This window comes from Candidatus Accumulibacter phosphatis, from assembly GCF_012939955.1.
Lineage (GTDB): Bacteria > Pseudomonadota > Gammaproteobacteria > Burkholderiales > Rhodocyclaceae > Accumulibacter > Accumulibacter delftensis.
This window is the reverse complement of sequence record NZ_SPMY01000033.1, coordinates 91,502-113,813: the sequence shown is the minus strand read 5'-3', so window position 1 is coordinate 113,813 and position 22,312 is coordinate 91,502. Positions and strand designations below refer to the sequence as shown.

Here is a 22,312-nt window from a genome sequence, read left to right as displayed (position 1 = left end):
TTCCTGGGGATGCAGGAAGCTGTTCGATGCGACGACACAGCACCGGCCAGTCCTCCTGCTTGATGGCGAAATTACGCCCGAGATTCAGCAGGGTGATCTGACGGACCTTGCCTGCGACGCGTTCGCCCCGCACCAGCCGAAAGGTGAAGTAGCCCTCGCCGGTGACCTTGTTGTTCGTTCGTGTCTGTCGGATATACATGCCCACGATCGTACAAGAAATGCAAGGGGAAAAACTAGGCTTGAAAAACTATTATGGCACAACATTGCGCCTCAGAAATGCGGCCTATTGAGAATCAATGACTTACAATCGCCGCAGCCCGGAAAAGGCCGCAATATGACAAAGAGTTGTTAAAGAGGGGTTAGGGCTTGCAATAGCTCAACCTGCTAAGTGCAAGCAGCGGTGATTTGTGAATCATGAGCAAAGGGGGCATGCGCGATACTTACCACATTTCGCGAGTTCTCAGCCCTGTTATCGGTGGTGGATGCTTGGCTTTATGATCGATCAGCCCCTGAATGGTGGCGTCGTCAAATCAATCCAGGAGCCACGCGATGCACACTCCACCGAGCGCCCTCAAAACCTACCGGGCTCGGGCGGCCGGCATCGACGCCAGTTTGCACCGGCTGCGGCAACTGGCCGACGACCACGTCGGCCACGATCCGGACGCCATTCGCTGGAGTCACGTTGGTGATCTTGGGCGAGTGGATTCCGGGCTGAACGGCCTCCGCCACCGTGAAACTCGCGCATTCATCACTGCACCTCCTTCACTTCCTTAGCCACCTCATCGATCCCGGCATCCCGGTTTCTCTCGATGAAGTTGAAGACCCATCGCACGATCGCCCAGCCCGGCAGACCGCAGCCGAAGATCAAACCGCCGAGCGCCACCAACCCGGTTACCGAATCCACCCACTCCTGCAGCCGAAAATACTGAACCGCATGCGGCACGAATGATTGGCCGCCGACGATTGTCGCTTACAATTCCCATACGGCCCTATCGGTGACTCACTCTGGGAAGGTTGGTCGGCGTTGCTGCCTGACCGGTCGCTCCGGTGCTATCTGGGCGACAAGTATGTGCTGGGCGCTGGGGAGTCTCCGGCGCAATAAGGAGTCGCGCGGTCGGTGAATGACGTGCTGATTGCGCCAGCAAGGGCGAGAATTGGAGTCAGAATCGTGGCGCTTAACCTTAGGAGCACAGTGGTTGCCTACCTGCGCGACCACGCTGAGCAGAAGTTCACCGCACGTCAGATTGCGGAGTGGATCTTTGCCACTTACCCTGACGAGTGTCAGGCCAAGAAGGAGAGCAGCAAGTACGTCGGCACGGACGCCGAGTTGGTGCAGCAACTGGTTGCGGAGATCGGCGCGCAGCGGGTTCCTCTTCAGAAGAAATTTCCGACGCTGAAGACTACCGAGGGACGACCGCGCAAGTACTACTACTCCGAGAAGTCAGACAGTGCCGAGGTAACCGCGGCGGAAAGCACGGGCCTTGCTCAGACAACGGAGGCAAGTAAGCCGAAGATCGGAGAGCATTCGCTGTATCCACTGGTCTCGACTTATCTTTGGGAGGAGTTCGAGGTCTACTCGAAGCGAATCGACGACAAGCGTTCGTCGAATAAGCGAGGGCCGAATGGCAATCGTTGGCTTTACCCAGATTTGGTCGGCATGGAGGACCTGGGAGCGGAGTGGCACCACGAGGTGAAGAACTGCGTTAAGCAGTACTCGGACAAACGCACCAAGCTGTGGTCGTTCGAAGTCAAGCTGCTGATTAACCGTTCCAACGTCCGCGAGTGTTTCTTTCAGGCGGTGTCCAACTCATCATGGTCCAACTTCGGCTATCTCGTGGCGGCTGAGATCGAGGGGCAGGACACGCAAAAGGAACTGCGCATGCTCTTCGCGGCGCACGGCATAGGCTTAATCAAGCTGGACGTCGAGAATCCGTCTGAAAGCCAGGTGTTGATTCCGGCCAAGGAGCGCGTGGAAATTGACTGGGACACGGCCAACCGGCTGGCCACCGAGAACAGGGACTTCCTGGAGTACGTGAAGTTGGTGAAGCAGTTTTACCAGACGGGTGAGGCACGCCTTGCGGACTGGGACGTGCCCAAAGAAGCTGGGTAGCTACTCTGGCTATTCTAGGGACGCCATCACAGAGAGACGCTGCTCGCCTCTAGTGAATTCGCCGTACCAAATCTCCCGGCCATCGCTTCTCGTCCGATGCAGGAGTAGCTCAAAACCTTCGCAGCCACGCTCCCTGCCAGATGCGAAGTCGGTAATTTCGAACCTCGCTTCACGTGCGAGCGTAGTGGCGATTGACTTCATTGCGTATTCGAAGAGATCGAGCAGGTGGGACTGCTCCGCGGCCATGATGCCATGCGATCTGATGTCCTCGATTATGGCCTCCTTGTACCTGTTAGTCATAACTGAACCTCCAGAGTGGTAGGTGACATGAACGCGCTGTTCTGCAGACCTGGCAAGCTATTTCCGGCCTCGCGCGTTCATCACAGCACCTCCTTCACCTCCTTTGCCACCTCATCGATCCCCGCATCCCGGTTTCGCTCAATGAAGTTGAAGACCCAGCGCACGATCGCCCATCCCGGCAGGCCGCAGCCGAAGATCAAGCCGCCCAGCGCCACGAGGCCGGTCACCGAATCTACCCACTCCTGCAACCGGAAATACTGGACGGCAATCGCGCCGCCACCGATTCCGGTGATCACCGTGCTGATCAACCCCACCGCCCACTCGCGCGTCGAGCGCGGCGGCGTCATCAGCATCACGACGATGGCCGAAAGCAGTGCTCCGCCTGCCGCTGCACCTCCGGCCGCCTTGAACGCCGCAGCCCCGGCGACGCCACTACTGGTTGGTTCTGGCACGATGACTCTCCAATGCAAAAAAGACCGCCGAAAGCATGTGCCTCAGGCGGTCGGGTGGTTGGAACGAATTGTGTTCGAAACGAGTTCGGCCGCGGCGACCAGGTCACGTGTCCGGCGTCACGCGGACGACGTTGGACCCATCGGCCAGAAGCAGCGTGCGTTTCCCCTGCGCCACCACCACGCCGCTTCCCCCTGCCGTCTTGAACGTCGTCGTGAACGCACCGCTGTTGTTGCAATAGACGACCGCCTGCCAACTGTTTGGCACGATGACGTTCCGATTGGCAGTCAGCGCGCCGGTCGTCGTCAGGTACGAACAGCGCGCCTTGTCGGTATTGGCAGGCGCCGTCAAATCCACATCGGCCGTGGTCACGGCAATGCTGCCATTGCTCGGCAAGTAAGCTGGCGCCACCCATGCCCGCTGATCTGTGTAGCTTGTCACCGATGACGCCCCGGTCACGGCGGTGTAGAGCGGAATCGATCCGCCGCTGAAGCCCACGGTATTCCTCGACACCACCCCAGCGCGCGTCGCCTCGATGTAATTTGTGGCCGATGCGGTGAGTACCAGCGCCGCCGCGTTGTTGGTGATCGCGGTCAACACGCCATCGACCATCATCACGCCGCCGTAGTAGAACCAGTTGAGCCCCGAGCACAGACTGCCACGCCGCCCGAACAAGGTCGCCGGGCTGCCGGCGTCGAACAGCGCATTAGCAGTGACTTCCTTGGACGACTGCGATTGCGCGATGAGATCCAGATGGGTGGTGCTGCTGGCCATGGTCTACCTCGTGATCGATGCGGTCAGTGGATATCCCCGACCAACGGTGGCCGAGATCTGAGTGAGCTGGAGATACAGCGTCGCCTGGTTGGCGCCGAAGTCGCTGACCAGGTCGATGCTGGTGTAGACGCAGGACGGCACGGTTGCGCTGATCGTCCGCTTGACCGTCGCATAGCTGCCGTCGGCATAGACGTCGATGGCGTACGATTCACTGGCTTCACCGAGCGACGCGTCGACGTAGTCCCGCCACTCACCGCCGTCGCGCGTGCGCCGAATCCAGGACAACGACCAATCATTGCTCGAAGGATCCCGGTTCCCGGTCAGCGCGACAGGCGCCAGCGGCTTGAGATTGACTCCTTGGTACGCAAAGGCCCGGTTGGCGTCGGTGCCGATGTCACGATCAACGGTCACGCCGCGATACAGGTACGACAGGCCGATCGACCCCGAACTCATTGTGATGGCTGCGACATCGGCGGTGTCGAGCAGCACCAGCGCATCGCCGACGGCATGCAGCCCCATCGCCCACTCGCTACCGAACCGCCCACGCAGCAGGTTCTGCAGCACGTAGCTCGTCCCGCTCACCAGCGTGCAATCTTGCGCCGCGATGATCTCCCAGCGGCCGTCCGCGCCGTACGCAAAGTGGTTCGCCTCGCCGAGCATCGCCAGTTGCGTCACGCTGAATAGTTCGCCTTGCGTCAGGGTCACATTGAGCACGCTGGCGTTGTCGATCAGCCGGTGCTCCGCCACCCCGATGCTGTTCGTACAGGTCCCCAGCGATGCCCCCGGCGGCCCGAAGTCCTGCAGACTCGCCCAGGTGCTGCCGGCATCCGTCGATTGCATCAGCACGCCGCCTCGCCATCCCACCAGCGCACCCGTCATCGCCACCAGGAATGACGGCCCGGACTGCGCGCTACTGACCATCGGCACGTCCATCAACACATACTCCGATGCACCCACCGGCGTGATCGTCGTCGCTCCGCTGACCGCCGGCGAAGCCCCGACCGCCGTCGGTGTGTAGATCGCCGCGCGGGCGTATTTCGCCTGGCACGCAATCCGTCCGTCGCTGGTGTAATGGATCGCCGTCAGGCGCAGGCTGACGTTGCCCTTGGGAGTAACCAGCGTCACCACATCACCCGGCTCGACTTGGTTGTAGGTCGGTGGCAAGGTCACCGACACGTCGTAACGCTCCAGCCAGTACAGGTACAGCAGCACCTCCGCCTTGCCGGCCGCCTCGGTCGCCGTCAATACGATCGGCAGATCGAGCACCAGGGCGTTGATCGCCGCCGTGTTGAGACGCTCTGCGTACTGTGTGCCGGCGTTGTGCTCACGGTCGTAATCCAAATGCTGCACCGTCACCCGCCGCGGCAGCTGCGAATCCATCTCCCGGCTGGTCGTGATCTGCACCCCCGGCGCGTCTCCTTCGCCCCGCGCGTCCAGGTCCGCGGCGGGAATCGTGACGACGGACGCCCCTCCGCGCACCACAAACCGAATCTTGTAGCCGTGCGGCACGACATCGAACGGCCAGGCCGCCTGTAGCGGTTCGAGCGCCGCCCGGATCGCCCCGATGCTGCCGACGCGGTAACCGCGCACCGACTGAGTCAGCGCCGTCACGTCGATGTCACCGCTGGTGAGCAAGCCCGATTGAAGGCATTCGGCGGCGACGATTGCACTCAGCACGGATTTTTGCGGGGTTATGCCGAACGTCTCTGGCGTGATTAAAAAGGACTGACCGACGCCGTGACTGAACGACCCCCAAGCCGACCCGTTCCAGCCTTTCTTGAACGTGCTGGGCCTGTTGTTTGGTTGCCCGACAGAGCCGCTCTTCAATTCCCACGAAACGCCGTCGGTGCTTGTTACCCACCAATAGGTATTTGCGTACTGTCCGGCGTTAAAGGCGATCAGCGTCGTGCCGTTCCACGTCGGGTTCCGCCAGCTCGTGAATCCCGTGCCGGTCGGCAAGGTGACCCAGGCGCTCTAGCTGCTGCCGTTGTCGGTCGAAATCGCAGCCTTGCCCAGGTTGAGCCCTTGATCGTAGCCGATCAGCAAGAACGCTGAGCCGAAGGCGCACATGCCGTAAATGTGGGTCACGCCAGCAGGCACGGTAACCGGCGACCATGCCCCTAAGCCCGTGCTGGATAGGTAGAGCACCGGCGTTGCCCCGATGTTTCCGCCGGCCAGGAACACCGCCCCGTTCCAGGCCGGCTGCGAATTCGACAGGTTGACATACGGCGCCAACCAGCCGTAATTCCAGGTCGTCAAATTCGCGGCGAGAAACACTGTCCGAACGCCATCGCCGGGGCTCACCCCATCGCCCGCGTGAATTCCAGAGCCCTGCTCTTTCTCGACGAGTAAAAAGCCGCCGTTGCCGGGCACGATCCAGCCGAATTTCCAACTGCCGAATTGTGGGCTCCACGGCACGTTCCAGGAAAGCAAGTTCACAGAAGTGGCGACACTGCCAGCGGCAAGAATGACGTATACGCCGTTGAAATACTCGATGCTGTGCCACACTCTGTTCGGGAACGGGTCACTGACGGTCCACGAGGTCATGTCCGTAGAAGTGACCAACCGGTCGCCAGTGGTATGCAGCAGAATAATGCCGACCCATTTCGAACCGTCCCATACCGGGCCGTAATGGGAGTTCAGGGACGGCAGCGCATACATGGCTACGTTCTCCGGGCCTCCCACAACGCCCAATTGCACTACCTCAACGCGCACCTGCGCACCGGCCAGGTTGTTGGCGTAGCGCTCCAGCGCCAGGTCGTAGAAGACGAGGTAAGCGAGCCCGCGCCAGGCCGGCGTATTGGCGACACCGAGCGTCGCCTGCATGCGCGCATCCGGCGCCTGGGTGTCGGTACCGAGGTAAAGCTGGAAACCGCTGGCCGCCGCGTTGCTGGCCGCGAGCGTATCGGGGTCCGAAGATCCCGCGTCGTAGATCAGATCCGGACCGACCCAGATCCGGCGCACGCCGACAATCGGCCCCTGGCACAGGCCGACGGCAAAGTTCGCCGAGTAGGTGTAGGTGCGCGTCGTCGTCTTGCGGCCACCGCCCTTGCCGCCCGACTTCTTCTTGGTGACCGTTTCCTTCAGCCGGTTGTTCTCCAGCCAGAAGACGTTGCCGTTGACCGTCACCGCGCCGTAGGTGCTGGTCTGGACCGACAGGTCATTGAGCCGTGGACCATTGACCGTCGGACCTTTCGGCGGATCGAGGTAGCCGCCGAGCGTCATTCCGATCTGCGCCCCGTACAACGCGCCGCTGGGGGTGCCGCCACCCAGGAAGAAGCCGGCCACCGCCCCGACGAGCCCGCCGACCACCTGTCCGCCGCTGCTCATTCGATTCCCCGGAAGCGATAGACACGCACGATGCGCGCCGCCCATATGCTGGACAGCCGGTGCTCGCAGCACTGGCCCACCGATTCATAGGCGTGAATGAGGGTGTCACCGGCGGTGATTGCCAGGTGCTGCGGATCGCCCGCAAAGCGCATCAGCAGCAGATCGCCCGGGCGCCGGTCAGCGATACCCGACACACGTTCCAGACAGGGCTGGCTATCGAGCGAGTGTTCGAGCTGCCCATCGACCGGTGTGCGCCCGTAGCCGGACACGTCGAAATGCCCAACGCCGATCTGGCGCGCGACGTGGATCGCCACCCCGGCACAGTCCAGTCCAAAACCGAGCAGCCGCCCCTGGTGACGAAACGGCGTGCCGAGGCACTGCCGCGCGGCAGCGAGAATCTCGTCGGCCGTCATCAGCCGCCCTGTCCGACCTGTGAATAGGTGCTGCCGGTGGGAATCCACGGAAAGCCGCCAAAGTTCGCCACGTTCGAGACGATGCCGGATCCGTTCCATCGGGCCTGGCAATCGGACAGTCGCTTGCGGCAGCCGCGGACCATGCTGTAGGCGTTGCCGGCCACCGGCAGGGTGTAGAACGGCTCGAAGGTGGTGATCACCCCGCCCGCAAAACTCTTGATCTCCAGCGCTTTCAGCCCCGCATTCGGCCCGCTGGTGAATTGGATCGTGCCCGCCCCGAAGGTGTCGGCCGCTTCCGTTCGCGCGGACGCCGTGAACACCGACGCACTGGTGACACTGGTCAAGGTGCCGGTGACGGTGTTGGCCGCCAGCGACACGCCGCAGCCGGCGTACTCGGTACCGCAGAACAGCTTCGGACACTGCGCACCGTAAGTCTGGCCAACGGTCTGGTTGAGCGCGTCGATCAGCGACACGCCACCGATCTGGAAGCGGTGATCGAGCAGGGTCGCCTTGCCGAAGATGCCGGCGACGACGGGTTCCTGGTCCTCGACGGGCGCGGCCCAGGACGTCGCGAAGACGTAGCAGCGCGCCCCGTCGAACAGGCCGCTGCCGACCGCGGCGCGCGACAGCCCGGACGCTCCGGCAATGCCTTCGATGTCGACGGAGGCCGGCGAGAATCCGGCGGTCGCCGACTGGCCGGTGAACTGGTAGCCCGCCGTCGACAGGTAAGTGTGCCCGCCCATCACCAGATCCCGAGGGTGGTCGGTCAGATAGATCGGCGACCCGGTGACCGGAACGATGCGCAGGCACAGGATGCGGTAGCGATAATCAGCAACGACGGATTTCATGGCTGCAGTAGCTCGATGATGTCGATCGATCCGCAATCGCGCATGGACTTGCTCAAGGCGGTAATCTCGATCGAGGAATTGAAGCGACACGGCAGGTCGAATTCGCAGCCGGCCTTGATCACTTCGGTGGTCGGTGCCGGGGTGATGGTCACGCGCCCGGTGGTGTAATCGACCGACACGCCCGAACTGAGCGTGACGTCGTTCTTCGAGACGAGCACCGTGCCGGCGACCGGCTTGTACAGATTCCGGTACGGCAGGCCGATACCGAGCGGCGTCGCGCCGCTACCGTAGCCCTTGATCAACTGGTACACCCCGCTGGAGATCTTCGGCAGCACCCAGTCCGTGGCCGTCGGCGCCCCGGTGTGATTGTTGGTCGAGAAATCGTCAGCGCAACGCACCCGGAAACCGGCGAACTTGCCGTAGGCGCGGTGATAGAGCGCCAGCACCCGCGCGGCCAGGTCATCGCGCAGCAGCGTGTAATTGATCGTGAAGCGTCGCGCCGGAAAACCGTGGATCAGTCGCCGGTACTCGGCGCCACCGGCGGTGGTGGTGATCTCGACGGCGTACTCGTCGGCGTAGCTCGCCCCCATGCGCACATCGACCGGCAGCCGCTCTGAAAGGAATTCCGGCATGTCGGCCCCTATGCAAAGCGCTGCGCGCGGCCGATCGCAGCGAGCACCTCGCGACCGACCTGACCGCCCGCCCGGCGCAGCTCGGCGGTGTTGGTCACGCCATGGATGTTGACGGTGACGCTGGTCGAGCCGCCGCCGCGAAGCCCGAGCTTGCCGTCGGATCCGCGCGACAGTGGCAGGATCGCTTCCGGCCCGGCTTCACCCATCACGCCGGCGCCAGCAGCAAAGGCGAAGAGGCGCGGGCTGTTGACGATCTGGCCCGAGAACCGTGAGAGGCTCGGCGAGCGATAGACGCCGCCATCGGCATTCGGCAGCAGGCCGCTGAGCAGCTTGAACGCGCCGCCCAACAGCCCGTCACCGACGCCACCCTTGGCGAGATCGCCGAACAGCCGCTTGCCGAGATCGGCGGCGACCGCCTCGGCAATCATCCGCTGGATCGTCTCGCCGAAGCGCTTGAGCATGCCGCTCATGCCATCCTTGAACGGGTCGAAGAGGAAATCGGCAAAGGCTGACTGGATGTTCGTGGCGGCAGATTTGGCGAACTCGTCCATGACGTTGCTGGTCTCCTTCGCCTTCTCGCCCATCTGGATGAAGCCTTCTCCCGCCCGCGAGGCGGCGCGGCCGAAGGTGTCCATGCTGATCGCACCAGCATTGAGGAGTGCGACCAGGTGCGTCACTTCAGCGTCGAGCGCTTCAACCGGCGTGCGCACCGACTCGAAGACGCGCCGCCCTTCGGCGAAGACCGCCAGACGCTGGCGCTGCACGTCGACCTCTTCCTCGGCGGCGGTCTTGGCGGCCTTGATCGCGTCCAGCGTTTCGGCGTAGCCGCGGGCGATCTCGAGGTTCGCCGCGGAGGCCGTCCTGTATTTGCCGTCGGCAATCGCGGCCTCGAGCTTCTCGACTTCCGAGAGGTTCTGGGTTGCGCGAATCTGGTCACGCAACTGATCGACCAGCCGCTGGCCATCGTCGATCGCCTTGGCGGCGCGGCCGCCACCACCGGTCTTGACCTTCGGGACGTTGAAGTTGGGCGCGGCGGTCTTGGCCGGCGACGCCAGGCCGCGCCCTCGACCTTCGTTGCTGTAGTCGCTGAATGTCTGGCCGGCGGACTTGCCCGCCGACAGGACACGTGCCGACCACGCGTCGATCGCCTTGCGACTCTTCTCGGCGTCTTCGCGCATTGCTTCGCCGATGTTCGCAAAACCCTTGAAATCGAGTTTGGACAGGGCGACGAGTTGCGCCGCCATGCCGCCGATTTCGGTGCCGATCGACTTGAAGACGTAGGCCACATTCCCGCCCACGACGATGAACGCCCGAAACGCATCCGACAGCGGGCTGAATGAACGGCTGGCATCGACGCCTTCTTTGGCGATGTCGACCAGCGAATCGGCCAGTTCGTTGAGCACCGGCAGCAGCTCGGTGGCGGTCTGCTTGGCGATCGATCCGAGCGCGGCATTGACCCGCGTCATCTGGTCGTTGAAGCGCTCCGCGGCCTGCGCGGTTTCCGTCGAGATGACGACGCCCAGCTTCGAGGCCTCGTCGCCCATTTCCTTCAAGCCTTGCGAGCCGGCATTCAGGAGCGGGATCAGGTCCGCGCCGCTGCGGCCAAAGATCGCCTGCGCCAGCGCCGCCTTGGCGGCCGAGTCTTCGTAGCCGGCAAAGCGGTCGGCAACGTCATTCAGCACGTCGCCCGAGCTGCGCAACTTTCCATCTGAAGCCACCACCGAGACGCCGATGGCCCTGAACGCGTCGGCCACCTCTCCTGTACCGCTGGCGGCTTCGGCCATATTCTTCGAGAGCTTCTTGAGACTGGTGGCCAGCGCGTCGTTGCTGACATCCGCCAGGCTGCCGGCGTACTGCAAGCGGGCGAGATTCTCGACCGTTTCGCCCGTACGCTGAGAGAGTTTCGACAGAGCATCGGCGGCGTCGATCGACGACGTGACCATCGCCGCCATGGCACCGACCGAGAACGCGCCGGCGAGACCGGCGAAGGCGTTGGCGATGACCGACGAGGCGCCGGCAAAAGCGCTCTCCATGCGCTTAGCGCTCCTCTCGGCCAGCCCGGAAACTCTGCCGAGGTCGCGCTCGATGTTCGCCAGCTTGGCGATGATGTCGATGGTCAGCGTGGCGAGGGCCATGATTCAGTCGTTCCCTTGAGCGTATTGGTGGTCGCGGATGGCGACGAGCTGGGTGATGAGGCTTCGGGGTCGGAGACGCCGAGGAGATCAATCACGATCGGTAGCGCCGACCAGTCGATGCCGCCCATCAGGTTCCAGGCCTGGACGGCGGTGGCGATGGGCAGCGGGGTCATGTGATGGCCTGGCTGAAGTTGCGCAGGAAGATCGCGCGCGCTCAACCAGGCGCTTAGTTTTTTAGTGCGTCCTCGATCTTCAGGACGTGGGCCTCAAAACCCTTGACGACCGCGTCGGCGATGCTGGCGAAGAGGTCCGGGCGGTCCGACAGCCACTCGGCGCAGGCCTCCGCGTCAAAGGGCAGCGGATGCGGGTCGCCGCCGGGGATCAGATCGCCCTCGGTGACGTTCTCCCAACCGACCACCAGCGAGAGGATGCCGCGCGCGGCGGACTCTCCCCGGATCTTCTCCTCGCGTTCGAGCGGCGTGGGCCGCAGGACCGTGAACACGAAGCCCCCGGCTTCGACACGCAGCTCGCGCGCCTTGCGGATCTTTGCGGAGAGGGCGCTCATGACGCGTAGTAGCTCGGCGTGCCGGACAGGGTGATGACCGTCGGCGTGGTGACCAGCGCCTGCGCCTGGCCCCCGGCAATAGCTGGCCGGCGGGGTAGCCGTTAAAACACATGATCGGACCGCCGGCACCGAAGGTGAATTTGACGGCGCGCTTGGTTTGCGTGTCCGAGGCGGCCTTGATCGCCAGCAGACCGGCGTCGCTGATGTCCCAGACGTTGGTGAAGGTGTACACCCCGGCCGTCGGCGTGCCCGGAATCTGCGTTTGTTGCGCGGCGTGAATGGTCGTCGTCGGAATGAAATCGAACTCGCCGCCGGACGGACTGACCTCGGTCGCCGTGGTGACGCTGACACCGAAGGTGATCTTCTGCGCGCTACCGCTGGTGAAGGTGTCGAAGAGCGTCGTATCGATGCCTTCGAGGGTGAAGCCCGCCCCGGAGACCGCCTTGACCCGGGCGACCCGGTCGTTCAGTTGCCACATGCCCTCGACGGCGAGGAGCACGAATTCGCCATTGGCGAGGGTGTTGGTCGCGGAGACGACACCTTCCGTGGCCTTGGTGACGGCGGTAATCGTGATCGCGGCGCCCAGCGCCGACTGCAGGGCGACGGCGACGTTCGACCACTTGCGGGGATTGGACATGGTATTTGCCTCCGAAAAAGAAAAACCCGCCAATCGGCGGGCGGGTGATGAAGAAGGGAAAGCTCAGAACACGTGCCACCAGTCGACCTCGACGGTGGCCGACTTGAGATCGCTCTCCGGGTCGATGCCGCTCGACCGATCGGCGACGCTGACGCCAACGACGGCCAGGGCGTTGGCGACTTCGTCGGCCACAGCGTCAGCCGCGGTGCGCGTGGGCGCCCAGGCGCTGACCTGGAAACGGACTTCCTCTGCGATCGGCTGGCCGTCGTGAATGGTGCTGACTGCGGTAGTGCCAGCCCGCTGGTAGACGACCGCCGGCAGGGGATTGCCCTCGGGAATGACGTCCGGGGTGATCCGGGTATCGACCAGCGTGGCCAGCGCGACGCTGGCCGACAGTGCGGCATGCAGTTCGGTTTCGGCGGACATCACTCACTCCCCGTGTTGAGCCGGTTGATCTCGGCGGTGGCCGAGACGATGAACGCTTCGGCGACCTGCGGCAGCTTGCGGCTGGCGGGGCGCAGAAACGGGCGCGCGGTCAGCTTGCGCGTGCCGAACTCCAGAAACCGCCAGTAGTAGGGATCGTTCGGATTGTTGGCGCCGGCTGCGCCGAGGCGTTTCTGTCGGGCGCCGCGCAACGGCCGCACACTGACGAACACGCCCACGTCGCCGGCTCGTCGCGCGAACTTCGAGGTGCGGATGCTGATCGCGCGCTTGACGGTACCCGGTCGGTGGTTGATCTTCCGCGTTTGCCGTACCGGCGCTGCGAGACGGGCATCGTCGCGTACCAGCCGCGCCGACACGCGCAGGGCTTTCAGCAGCCCCTTGCGCCTGAGCTTGTCGGGCACGCGCGCGAGGGCGCGCTTCAGTTCCTCGACGCCCTGCAGTCGGACGGTGAGGTCACTGCTCATGGTCAGAGTCCGTTCCGGAGTCCATTGATGGCGAGGATTTCCAGCGTGTGGCGACCGGCACCGACGTCAGTCAGCATCACGATGTCGTAGGGCTCGTCGTGCCACAGGACACGCTGCTCGCGCACCACATCCGCCCGCCACCGCATCCGAAACCGGACGTCGGCGGCGTACCGGGTTTGCTGGGCGGCGAAGAACTCGCGTCCCTTGAGCGGCCAGGCCTCGGCCCAGAGCGCATGGTCGGGAGTTTCGGTAACCACGTCGGTCCAGCTGACGACTTCCTCTCCGATGGCGTTGCGGGTGACGCTCTTGGCCTGCAGCCGGATGCGCTGCCTGGCCTGGCCGGGATTGAAGGTCGCGGTCATACCAGCACCACCCGGTAGGGGTCGAGCAGACCGTCGATGAACGCCAAGGCCTCGATCTTGCCGCTCGCCAGCAGGGCGACTTCCTCGCGGTGCGCATAGAGACTGCCCACGCGCAGCTTGATCCAGCTCTTGATTCCTGCGGGGACGCTGGCGGCATCGCCGTAGCCCGCAGCGAAGACCAGCTGCACAACACCGATCTGCGGCAGGGAAACGGGCCAGGAACTGCCGAACACCGGCGTCACGCGCGCCGGCTCGCAAGCCGTGTCGACGGTGTAGTCCGCTCGCGGCATGGTCTGTGTGGTGCCGGACATGTCCCGATATCGGATGGCGAACACCGACTGGACCGGGCACTTCGGCAGCAGGATCGCGTGCCCCGGCAGCGAGAACGTCAGTCCCGCAGGAACGCCCATCAGACTCGGGCCGGGAAAGCTGTCGAGCACCAGTTTCCAGCGCGCCGTGACGAACTGGCGGCCGGTGAGCGTTTCCGCCGATTGCCGCGCCGCCGAGATCAGCGAACCAATCAGCGCATCGTCGTCGGCAGACTCCACCCGCAGGTGGAGCTTGGCCTCGGCGAGCGACACCGGTTCCTCCGCGGCTGGGGTGATGAGTTGCAATGGCATGGCTCAGATGACCTGGACCACCGCGGCCTGGTTGAAGACCTCCGCCGTGGCGTAGAGCGGATGCACACCGATGAGCTTGCCGGCGACGATGCTGGCGGCGACCTCGACGGTCAGCGACAGACGCAGGAAGGCGAACCCGTTGTTGCTGTCGAGGTTCTCGGGTCTCAGGTTGATCAGCACCTGCTTGTTGTCGCCGCTGGCCTTGACGATCTGCCGGATCGCCTTGCCGCTGACGTCCTTGGCGCCGGTACCGGTGGCGTCCCGCGCCTGCTGGATCTTGGCGTCCAGAGTCGCCGCAGCGCCGAGAACGCCAGTCTCGACCAGCGCCAGAAACGCATGGAAGTTGGCGACCGGCACCCAGGCGGTGGTGACGGTACCGGCCGCCTGGCTGGCGGGGTCGATGGTGGCGAGAATCGACAGCGTTTCGCTGCCCTTGAGGTTGGGGTACATGGATGTCTCCTATGGAAAAATGCTTCCTGCCCGCGCCTATCGCGCGGCGAGCTGGATGTAGGGTGAGAGCGCGTTGGCTCCCTTGGCCGGGGCGATCGGGTTCTGGATCTTCGATTGGCCGTCCATGCGGAAGGTGGTGCGAAAGGCGGTCAGATCGGCGTCGAAGTAGAGATGCATCGACGTCGCGGTCTGCATGCCGCCGGCCTTGGTGATGGTCTGGTAGTAGGAGAGGTCGACCAGCAGCACGTCGCCCTGTGACGAGAAGGTGTTGGCGTGTTGCGAGACAAACACCGGGCGACCGAGCAGCGTGCCGTAGGGCGAGAGCTGGATGCCGCCGACCGATTGCCCGACCGGCAGGTAGATCGGGTAGTTGCCGAGAGTCAGGGTGAACAGCGCCGGCAGTACATCGTTGTTCACGATCCACACCGCGTTGGTGAATGATCCCGGCGGCAGGCGGGCGATCATCTTGGCGAGGTTCTGCGTCAGCAGGGTTTGCGTCGCCTGACCGGACTCCTTGGCCACCGTGACGATGGCGCCGCCGTTCATGCAGCCGAGCGGGATTCCGTTGCCGGCGCCGAAGAGGATCGACTCGTTGGCTTTCCAGCGGATCGAGACGGCCACCTTCTCCGGCAGGTAGCTGGTCAACGCGTTGGCGTCGTCGAGCAACTCGTCGGTGGTCGGGACCAGCGCCATCAGTTTCTTCAGGCGCAGGGTGGCCAGGCCCAGCACCGGCTTGGTGGGGGTGCCCGAGGATGCCTCTCCCTGCCAGTACGCCCGGATACCGTTGGTGCCCCAGGGCGTGGTCTCGTCCTTCGGAAACGCCATGCTGTTGCCGCTGATCTCGACGTTGTCGGTGAGCGGCAGCAGCGAGTCCTCGCCCAGCGACAGCCTGAAGATCTCCTGCGAGAACTGCGGCGGCACCAGAAAGCCGCCATCCTGGCCGACGGCCTCGTTGCCGTAGTTGCTCGGTGCGGCGGCGCCGATGCCGCCGAGCAGCAGGCGGGCGTCGATCGACTGGCCGGGCTTGTCGGCCTGGTACACCGCTTGCATGAATTCGCCGACGGAGCCGAAGCCGCGCCGGGGATCGGCTTCGCGGTTGTCGGTGACGATCGGGCCGATGACGTGGTCGACACCGATGCGTGCTTCGTCGGCGATCAGGGCGGCTTCGCGATCGATGGCGGCCGAGGCGGCGTCGATGCGCGCGCGCAGGGCGTCGAAGGCGGTCACTTCGTCGTCGGTCAGGTCGCGGCTTTCCGAAGCGGCGAGGTCGGTCAGACCGCGGGCCTCTTTGACCAGGGTGGTCTTGCGAGCCTGAAGCTCGCGCAGTTGCTTGCTCATGTGGTTCTCCAAAGCAAAAACCCGCACGAGGCGGGTTCGATGGACGTAAAAAAACCGCCGGGAGGCGGTTTGGGTGGGGGGACGACCGACGGGTCGTTTCAGGGCGGGGCGAGGGTCAGGGGAGCGGCGCCGGAAGACATAGCAGTGAGCGGAGCAAACATTCAACGAGGAAGTTCAAGCGGCACCTGCAGCGTTGTGCGGTCAGCCCCATGGGGTAGAGAAGGTCAGCGGAGAATCTGGGCACTCCGACGACGGCTCCCAATCCCGAAGGCTAGTGCGCCGATGGCCAGCAAAGCATTGGTGGAAGGCTCAGAAACCGCACCGTTGACTTCAACTCGCAGATTGTCTAGCCCCCAGCCCTCATCAAACACGCCCTGCAACCCGTTCATGGAAAACGACATTGCTACGGCAGACCCAGCATCTGGGATCGTGAAGGTGACGGGGAAAAAGACTCCCTCGCCAGAACCAGTATAGGTGCCTCCCGTATATGTGGCGTTATCCGAAGGCGTCCCTCCGGTTTCGAGAAAGTTCGGAAAGGCTTGGGTTGGCCCGCCAAAGGTCGTAGTCCTCGTGAATGTGCCTAGGTTGAACACGAAGTAATCCGGCCCGCAGCAGTTGAAGCCACCATCCATGCTTCTCATTATGTAGGCGTCAAACGAAACAGTAATCGCCGAGTGAGCCGGTAAGCCGGTGAGGCTCAACGTAACTTGGTTATTGCCAAGGCCACCGTTTGCCAATGCGTCGTTCAGCCCGAGGAACTTGCTCGCGGGACTTGTATCAGCATCGAGACCAAGTGTACCACTACCGGATGTTAGGGCTAACTCCGGTCCAATGGCAGACTCAAAGTCATTGAAATACACCACTGTAGCGTTCGCTGCCCCTTGAACAGCAAGGAACATGGCTGCCGCTGGGATAACCACGTGTCTTAGTTTCATCTGCTTTCCCCTCTAAGAGCCCCGCGAAAAGGGTTGGACATTTGCCGGGGCACCAAACGCCTCTAAGCCAACTTCCTGCCCATCGAACGACGCCGATAAAAAAAGCAATATTTATGCCATTGTTTTGTCTTTTTCATAAAAACAGATACTTAGGCGTAGAGTGGAGTGGAGTGGAGTGGACAAGTGTAAAATTTCTCGACACCACGTCAAGGGTTCTCAACCATTCGAGTGGCTAGAAAATGTCACCTTGCCGGGATGAGACCGTCGTCCGATAAGACTGTCATTCAAAAAGGCATCGGCATCAGGCTGATCCGCTCCTTGATAGCCCTGTGACCGGTTCGGGAGGAGTCTTGCGGAGTGTTTGGACATTGGTGCGAACTCTGACTGTAAAATTTGTCGACAGCCGATCTTACGTTCCGTGTGCAATACGGCGCTGCCTTGCTTGAAAACCGGAACCAAGACCTCACACTCGTAGATGATCCGAAGGGCTGATCTCTCGACGCATTGGAGGGCTCTTACTGCCCCGCCGGAGAGGGTCACTTCGGCCAATCGACGCTGACACGCATTAGCAATGCAGTGCAACAGGGCACGAATCACCGCCCCCACGTCACAGAATCTCAATCGCCCGTTGCGCGTAGGAGAGCCGCGACGCCCGCGGTTTGGCAATGGACCTCGCATCCCGCCGCATCTTCCTGACGACCTCGTCGAAGGTCGCCACGCCATCGATCATGCCTTGCGCCTGCGCAGCTTCGCCGCCGAGCACACGACCCTGACCCATGCCCTCGCGCACCTGCGCGATCGGCACCCCCGCGCCCGCGCGCCACCGCCCTGGTGAAGCTGGCGTAGTAATCATCCACACGCGACTGCATGAACCCCTGCGCATCCTCATCGAGCGGTACATACGGATTTCCCTCGACCTTGTACTTGCCGGCCGAGATCAGCGTCGGCTTGACGCCCTTGGTGACAAACGCCTGCGAGTAGTCGAAGTGCGCCTGCCAGACACCGATCGAGCCCACCTCGCCGCCCGGCGTGACGTATAGCTCCGCCGCCGAGCAGCCGATCCAGTAGGCCGCACTCGCTGCCAGGCTGTTGGCGGTCGCCACCACGGGCTTCTGTGCCCGGGCGCTGACGATCTCGTCGGCGAGTTCGGACACCCCGTAGACACTGCCACCCGGACTATCAATGTCGATCAGGATCTGGCTGACCGAATCATCGGCCAGCGCCTGGCGCAGGCCAGACGCAAACTGCTGCGTGCTCACGCTCCCCGGCCCGGAGACATCGTCGACCATGTTGCCGCGCTGGGTGACGACGCCGTACAAGGGCAGGACAGCAATCCCGCCACTGGACACCGCAGTGGCCACCTGCCGGCGTGCCTCCCGCACGTTGCGGTCAGCGGCGATCGATGCCAGGACGTCCTCACCAGCCGGAACGTCCAGCGACCAACGCGCGAGCACAGCCGCGACCGCATTCAATCGTTCGGGCATCAAGGCCCAGGGGGTGGCCAGAAATTCAGCAATCAGCAAGTGGTGGTTCATCGTGTCATCCCCATCGTCATTCGCTCTGTGCGTCTTCATCGTCTTGCGGTCCAGTCACATCCTGCGCAGGCCGCTGGTCCTGCCCGGCATCGCCTTCCAGACCCTCCGCCGAACCTTCCTCGACCATGTTGAGTGGCCGCAGTGGCTCGTCCAGCCCGTCCAACGGATTGAGGTTCTCGGCGATCCTCGCCTCGTTACGGGTCAGCCAGCCGTTCTGAATTCCGCTCTGGTAGTACGACGACCGGCTGGCGGCATCGCCGCGCATCAGATTTGCAAAGTCGAACTCGACCTCCAGATCGTCGCCGTCGAGCAGCAACTCGGACTCGATGCTCGCTTCCCACCGTTCCGCCCACGGCGTCATCGTGTGCATCACGAATTCCAGGCTCTGCTGCTCGATGTTCGAGAAGGTCGCGCGATCGAGATCCGCGATCATGTGCGGCGGCACCCGGAACAGCCGCGCGATGTCGGTGATCTGGAACTTGCGGAGTTCGAGAAATTGCGCGTCCCGGTTGGTCACGCCCACCTCGTGGAACTTCATGCCGTTTTCCAGCACCAGCACCTTGCCGCGGTTGGCCCCGGACTGCGCCGCCTGGTACGACTCCCGAAACACCTTCTTGGCCTCGCTGTCCTTGAACGACCCCGGAAACTCGATCCAGCCGCCGGTCGGCTTGGCGTCGTTGGCGAAGAAGCGCGCGCCGTAGTCCTGCGCAGCCAGCGCCATGCCCAGACTCTCGCGCGCCAGCTCGATCGGGCTCATGCCCATCAGACCATCGGACGACAGACCACGCAGATGCCAGATTTCCCCGCGCGGCAGTATGGCCTCTACGCCGAGCCGATCGGTCACCCGGTAGCGGTAATCACCGGACGGCATCAATTCCATCCTGATCCGGTCCGGGTGGATCGGCATCAGTTCGACGATCTCGCCGCGGCGGTTGGCCACGATCCGGTTGTAGGCGTTGCCCCTCAATGCCAGATGGCCCTGCAACATCTCGCGCCACTCGTACGGGTTCTGGTAGCGGTTCGGACGCTTGGCTAGCACGGTGTACAGCCAGTGATCCGTCACCCGGTCCTTGCCGCCATCGGCGCGTTGCCGGTAGAGCACGAACGGTAGGGACGCCATCGTCTCGGCCAGGATGCGCACGCTGGCGTACACCGCCGCCACGCGCATGGCGTTGTCCGCCGATACCCGCATGCCGCTGGAGCTTCGCATCGTGACCGGCTCGAACCAGAAGTCACCTCCGGACGAGCGGTCGTCACTCGAGGCCATCCAGCGCGAGAGAAAGCTGAACATCCCCATCAGAGCATCACCAGTTCGTAGTCGGCACCGAGCACCACCTGGGTGCCGGGCGTGATCGCCCGCGACAGTGCCATGATCAGCGCGACGATGCCGTCGATCTTGTTCTCCGGGCGCTCCTTGCGCGGATAGATGTTGTCCTTCGCGTCCAGGTGCGCCACGACGTTGCTCACCATTCACCCCAGTACCGGATCCCCGTCGTGGATCAGTTTTCGTTGCAGGACCAGCGCCTCCAATGTCTTCATCGGTTCCGAGAAATTGAGCACCGTCGGTCGTACCTCGATCATCGGCAGTCCCTCGGCCAGCATCCGGGTCGACAACTGCGTTGCCTGGAACGGGTCGAAGGCCACCGCCTGGATGGCAAAGCGCGAGGCAAAATCGACCAGGTCAGCTTCGATCCAGGAGAAATCGATCACGTTGCCCGGCGTCACCGTCAGCCGCCCGCTGCCCATCCAGCCGGGGTACTGGCTGTTGCCGGTGGCGTGCACCGTGTCTTCGGGCAGGTAGTAGCGACCGAACACCGCAAAGCCGCCGTCGATTTCCGCATGCGCGAAGACCAGCAGCAAGGCGGCGATGTCGGTCTTGCTGGCGAGATCAAGTCCGATCCAGCACGGCTGTCCCGCATAGGATTCGATATCGAGCCCCTGGTCGGCGCAGCGATCCCAGGAGCGCATGTCCATCCACGCGGTGTCCGCGTTGACCCACTCGTTCAGGTGCTTGGTCTTGAAGTTGTTCACCGCGCTCGGCATCTGCATCGCCTTGGCCTGCAGCGGCGCCAGCACTTCCGGACGCACCGAAATGCCCCAGTTGGGGTTGGCCTTGATCAGTGACTCTTCGAGCGTCCAGTCGTCCCCGTCATCGAGCCCATAGACCACAGCAAACTGGCTGTCGTCCGCGAACACGCCGTCGAGCAGGCGGGTGACGAAGGTCCGGATCTCGTAGCAGATCCCCGAGCGGTTGCTGCCGGCGGTGGTGATCACCCACAAGAGCGAGTTGTCGCGCTTGCCGGTGCCGGTCTCGACCACGTCGTAGACGGTGCGGGTCTTGTGCGCGTGCAGTTCATCGATGCAGCCGAAGTGAATGTTCAGCCCGTCGAGTGTCGATCCTTCGGCAGAGAGCGCCTCGAACTTCGAGCCTCTGGCCAGCACGTGCAGGTTGTGCGCACCGACGCCGACGCCGAAGCGGGACCGGAACCCGGCCGACTGGCGGGCCATGGTCTGTGCGTCGCCGAAGACGATGCGCGCCTGGTCGCGAGTGGTGGCCAGCGAATAGACCTCGGCGCCGCCTTCACCATCGGCCGCCAGCATGTACAGGGCCAGGGCGGAGGAAAGTGTCGATTTCGCATTGCCGCGCGGCACTTCGATATAGGCGCGGCGAAAGCGCCGCTTGCCGTCAGGCTTCACCCAGCCGAAGACGGTGGTCAGGATGAACACCTGCCAGGGCTCCAGCCGGATCGGCTGTCCTGCCAGTGGCCCCTTGACGTGCGGCAGGCGCTCGATGAAGGCGCACAGGTGTTGTCGGCAGGCCGGAAACTGCGCCCCAGCTTGTCGGTCAGCGTCGGGTTGAAGCGGTAGGGACTGTCCCTGCCCGTGAAGCGCGCGAGATCGTCGAGTTGCCGCTGGCAGGCCTCGCGCACCCACTTGCCGGTGAGAACCCTGCCGGTGACGACAGCCTTGGCGTACTGGCGGGCGATCGTCGTGTAACTGCGGTTGGCCGTCATCCGGCAATCTCCGACCACGGATCCGACTCGGTCGTCGATTCCGCCGGCAGCGAGATGCGTGAGCGCGCCGCCGGAGTGAATCCCATCTCGGCCTCGTAGCCCTTCATCTCCAGCGCCAGATCCCGGATCACGTCCATCAGGGGCGAGCGCCGCAGGATGCCGCTGGGCGTTTTGATCATCATCCCCGAGACACCGGCCTTGTTGATCTTGGAGAGCGCCTCGCGGTACATCCCGGAGCAGTTCGCCCAGCGCTCCAGCACCGCCCCGTCGAGCGCCGACAGCAAACCGGGTGGCGAATTGGCCACCGCGTAGTTCCACGCTTCCTTGGCGCTGTCCGACATGTACTCGGGCGGGGTGCACAAGGCCGTCGTCGGTTTCGGTTCGCGCACGTTGCTGCGGCACTTCTGCAGCGTCCCCTTGATCTCTTTCACGACCACGGGCAGGGGCTTACGTCCGGGAGCGGCCATACGAAATCACCCCGCGAAATGGCCCTTTCGCACCGATTTCGGCCGGAAACGAGCCGGATTTGGCACCTCTCGATTTGCCAAAAACCCCAATGAAATCAATGCTCAAGCGCCATTTTCCGCCAAAAAAAAAGTTTTCTAATTTGCACGCACAAAAAATTGACCACGCGCACGCATCCAGCATATGCCATTGTAGAGAACCTAGGCCCCTAGGGGCCTGTAGCCGAGTCATTTCGCGAAGCTGGACTTCCATATCTACACAATTGGCATTTTTCATTCATGCTGAACGTATAATGTGATGATGAGCGAATGATCTGGCCTTGCTTCGTGCGTGCGCAGCCGGACATCGAGTGGCCATCGACCGACGCTGACACGCTCAGCAGTCTCGGTCCGCTTGGCGACGCCGGTTCGGGTTGCCAAAGCCGCCGTCGTGCCTCGCCGTGACTCTGGCGTGGCAGCGACTGCAGAGCGACTGCAGATTCGATCGGTCGT

The 22,312-nt window shown here is 63.4% G+C and carries 25 protein-coding genes and 3 pseudogenes; 2 read left to right on the top strand and 26 right to left on the bottom strand.

The window, feature by feature from the left end; all coding sequences use genetic code 11:
- Positions 1-199 (bottom strand): annotated as a pseudogene (locus E4Q23_RS12575) (IS1634 family transposase); the annotation flags it as partial.
- 549 nt (positions 200-748) lie between these two features.
- Positions 749-904 carry a hypothetical protein gene (locus E4Q23_RS12570; RefSeq protein WP_169066857.1) on the bottom strand — a complete coding sequence of 52 codons (156 nt, stop codon included), beginning with the start codon at positions 902-904 and terminating at the stop codon, positions 749-751.
- Between the two features lie 264 nt (positions 905-1,168).
- On the opposite strand from E4Q23_RS12570, the gene E4Q23_RS12565 reads away from it, so the two are divergent.
- Positions 1,169-2,110, top strand: a complete 942-nt coding sequence (locus E4Q23_RS12565) for a COG2958 family protein (RefSeq protein WP_169066951.1) — start codon at positions 1,169-1,171, stop codon at positions 2,108-2,110.
- A gap of 9 nt (positions 2,111-2,119) precedes the next feature.
- Here the strand turns inward: E4Q23_RS12565 and E4Q23_RS12560 are convergent, their stop codons facing one another.
- From E4Q23_RS12560 to E4Q23_RS12455, 24 genes and pseudogenes are all read right to left on the bottom strand, one after another.
- Positions 2,120-2,410, bottom strand: a complete 291-nt coding sequence (locus E4Q23_RS12560) for a hypothetical protein (RefSeq protein WP_169066946.1) — start codon at positions 2,408-2,410, stop codon at positions 2,120-2,122.
- An 80-nt stretch (positions 2,411-2,490) separates the two neighbouring features.
- Positions 2,491-2,862 (bottom strand): hypothetical protein, encoded by a 372-nt coding sequence (locus E4Q23_RS12555; protein WP_248595414.1) that lies wholly within the window; start codon positions 2,860-2,862, stop codon positions 2,491-2,493.
- Positions 2,863-2,965: 103 nt separating this feature from the next.
- Positions 2,966-3,634: a hypothetical protein gene (locus tag E4Q23_RS12550; RefSeq protein WP_169066945.1), complete on the bottom strand. Its 669-nt coding sequence runs from the start codon at positions 3,632-3,634 to the stop codon at positions 2,966-2,968.
- 3 nt (positions 3,635-3,637) lie between these two features.
- Complete coding sequence (locus tag E4Q23_RS12545; RefSeq protein ID WP_169066944.1) at positions 3,638-5,593, bottom strand: phage tail protein; 1,956 nt, start codon at positions 5,591-5,593, stop codon at positions 3,638-3,640.
- A 15-nt stretch (positions 5,594-5,608) separates the two neighbouring features.
- Positions 5,609-6,964 carry a hypothetical protein gene (locus E4Q23_RS12540; RefSeq protein WP_169066943.1) on the bottom strand — a complete coding sequence of 452 codons (1,356 nt, stop codon included), beginning with the start codon at positions 6,962-6,964 and terminating at the stop codon, positions 5,609-5,611.
- Positions 6,961-7,377, bottom strand: a complete 417-nt coding sequence (locus E4Q23_RS12535) for an NlpC/P60 family protein (RefSeq protein ID WP_169066942.1) — start codon at positions 7,375-7,377, stop codon at positions 6,961-6,963. The genes E4Q23_RS12540 and E4Q23_RS12535 overlap by 4 nt, the downstream gene beginning before the upstream one ends.
- The gene (locus tag E4Q23_RS12530; protein ID WP_169066941.1) at positions 7,377-8,225 is read right to left on the bottom strand and encodes a DUF2163 domain-containing protein; all 849 of its coding nucleotides are present in this window, start codon (positions 8,223-8,225) and stop codon (positions 7,377-7,379) included. The genes E4Q23_RS12535 and E4Q23_RS12530 overlap by 1 nt, the downstream gene beginning before the upstream one ends.
- On the bottom strand, positions 8,222-8,857 hold the full coding sequence (locus tag E4Q23_RS12525; protein ID WP_169066940.1) for a DUF2460 domain-containing protein: 636 nt from the start codon (positions 8,855-8,857) through the stop codon (positions 8,222-8,224). The genes E4Q23_RS12530 and E4Q23_RS12525 overlap by 4 nt, the downstream gene beginning before the upstream one ends.
- Before the next feature lie 8 nt (positions 8,858-8,865).
- Positions 8,866-10,992: a phage tail tape measure protein gene (locus tag E4Q23_RS12520; protein ID WP_169066939.1), complete on the bottom strand. Its 2,127-nt coding sequence runs from the start codon at positions 10,990-10,992 to the stop codon at positions 8,866-8,868.
- Entirely contained in the window at positions 10,974-11,165 is a 192-nt protein-coding gene (locus E4Q23_RS12515) for a hypothetical protein (protein WP_169066938.1), read from the bottom strand. Before E4Q23_RS12515 ends, E4Q23_RS12520 begins: the two co-directional genes overlap by 19 nt.
- 53 nt (positions 11,166-11,218) lie before the next feature.
- Positions 11,219-11,557: a hypothetical protein gene (locus tag E4Q23_RS23895; RefSeq protein ID WP_248595413.1), complete on the bottom strand. Its 339-nt coding sequence runs from the start codon at positions 11,555-11,557 to the stop codon at positions 11,219-11,221.
- 148 nt (positions 11,558-11,705) lie between these two features.
- Positions 11,706-12,035 (bottom strand): annotated as a pseudogene (locus E4Q23_RS25225) (phage tail tube protein); the annotation flags it as partial.
- Positions 12,036-12,257: 222 nt separating this feature from the next.
- A complete protein-coding gene (gp17, locus tag E4Q23_RS12505) occupies positions 12,258-12,620 on the bottom strand; it encodes a tail completion protein gp17 (RefSeq protein WP_169066936.1) in 363 nt (120 codons plus the stop codon).
- The gene (locus E4Q23_RS12500; RefSeq protein WP_169066935.1) at positions 12,620-13,102 is read right to left on the bottom strand and encodes an HK97-gp10 family putative phage morphogenesis protein; all 483 of its coding nucleotides are present in this window, start codon (positions 13,100-13,102) and stop codon (positions 12,620-12,622) included. The genes gp17 and E4Q23_RS12500 overlap by 1 nt, the downstream gene beginning before the upstream one ends.
- A gap of 2 nt (positions 13,103-13,104) precedes the next feature.
- Positions 13,105-13,464 carry a phage head closure protein gene (locus E4Q23_RS12495; RefSeq protein WP_169066934.1) on the bottom strand — a complete coding sequence of 120 codons (360 nt, stop codon included), beginning with the start codon at positions 13,462-13,464 and terminating at the stop codon, positions 13,105-13,107.
- Positions 13,461-14,084 (bottom strand): head-tail connector protein, encoded by a 624-nt coding sequence (locus E4Q23_RS12490; protein ID WP_169066933.1) that lies wholly within the window; start codon positions 14,082-14,084, stop codon positions 13,461-13,463. The genes E4Q23_RS12495 and E4Q23_RS12490 overlap by 4 nt, the downstream gene beginning before the upstream one ends.
- A gap of 3 nt (positions 14,085-14,087) precedes the next feature.
- Positions 14,088-14,534, bottom strand: a complete 447-nt coding sequence (locus E4Q23_RS12485; RefSeq protein ID WP_169066932.1) for a hypothetical protein — start codon at positions 14,532-14,534, stop codon at positions 14,088-14,090.
- A gap of 36 nt (positions 14,535-14,570) precedes the next feature.
- Positions 14,571-15,872 carry a phage major capsid protein gene (locus E4Q23_RS12480; protein ID WP_169066931.1) on the bottom strand — a complete coding sequence of 434 codons (1,302 nt, stop codon included), beginning with the start codon at positions 15,870-15,872 and terminating at the stop codon, positions 14,571-14,573.
- Positions 15,873-16,096: 224 nt separating this feature from the next.
- Positions 16,097-16,807, bottom strand: coding sequence for a hypothetical protein (locus E4Q23_RS12475; protein WP_169066930.1), 711 nt, complete (start codon positions 16,805-16,807; stop codon positions 16,097-16,099).
- A 617-nt stretch (positions 16,808-17,424) separates the two neighbouring features.
- Positions 17,425-18,342, bottom strand: coding sequence for a S49 family peptidase (locus E4Q23_RS12470; RefSeq protein ID WP_248595411.1), 918 nt, complete (start codon positions 18,340-18,342; stop codon positions 17,425-17,427).
- Positions 18,343-18,358: 16 nt separating this feature from the next.
- Complete coding sequence (locus E4Q23_RS12465; RefSeq protein ID WP_169066929.1) at positions 18,359-19,639, bottom strand: phage portal protein; 1,281 nt, start codon at positions 19,637-19,639, stop codon at positions 18,359-18,361.
- A pseudogene (locus tag E4Q23_RS12460) lies at positions 19,639-21,039 on the bottom strand (terminase large subunit). Before E4Q23_RS12460 ends, E4Q23_RS12465 begins: the two are co-directional and overlap by 1 nt.
- A gap of 17 nt (positions 21,040-21,056) precedes the next feature.
- A complete protein-coding gene (locus E4Q23_RS23885; RefSeq protein WP_248595410.1) occupies positions 21,057-21,356 on the bottom strand; it encodes a hypothetical protein in 300 nt (99 codons plus the stop codon).
- On the bottom strand, positions 21,353-21,823 hold the full coding sequence (locus E4Q23_RS12455; RefSeq protein ID WP_169066928.1) for a phage terminase small subunit P27 family: 471 nt from the start codon (positions 21,821-21,823) through the stop codon (positions 21,353-21,355). Before E4Q23_RS12455 ends, E4Q23_RS23885 begins: the two co-directional genes overlap by 4 nt.
- 306 nt (positions 21,824-22,129) lie before the next feature.
- On the opposite strand from E4Q23_RS12455, the gene E4Q23_RS24595 reads away from it, so the two are divergent.
- The gene (locus E4Q23_RS24595; protein WP_272873678.1) at positions 22,130-22,264 is read left to right on the top strand and encodes a hypothetical protein; all 135 of its coding nucleotides are present in this window, start codon (positions 22,130-22,132) and stop codon (positions 22,262-22,264) included.
- Positions 22,265-22,312 lie beyond the last annotated feature (48 nt).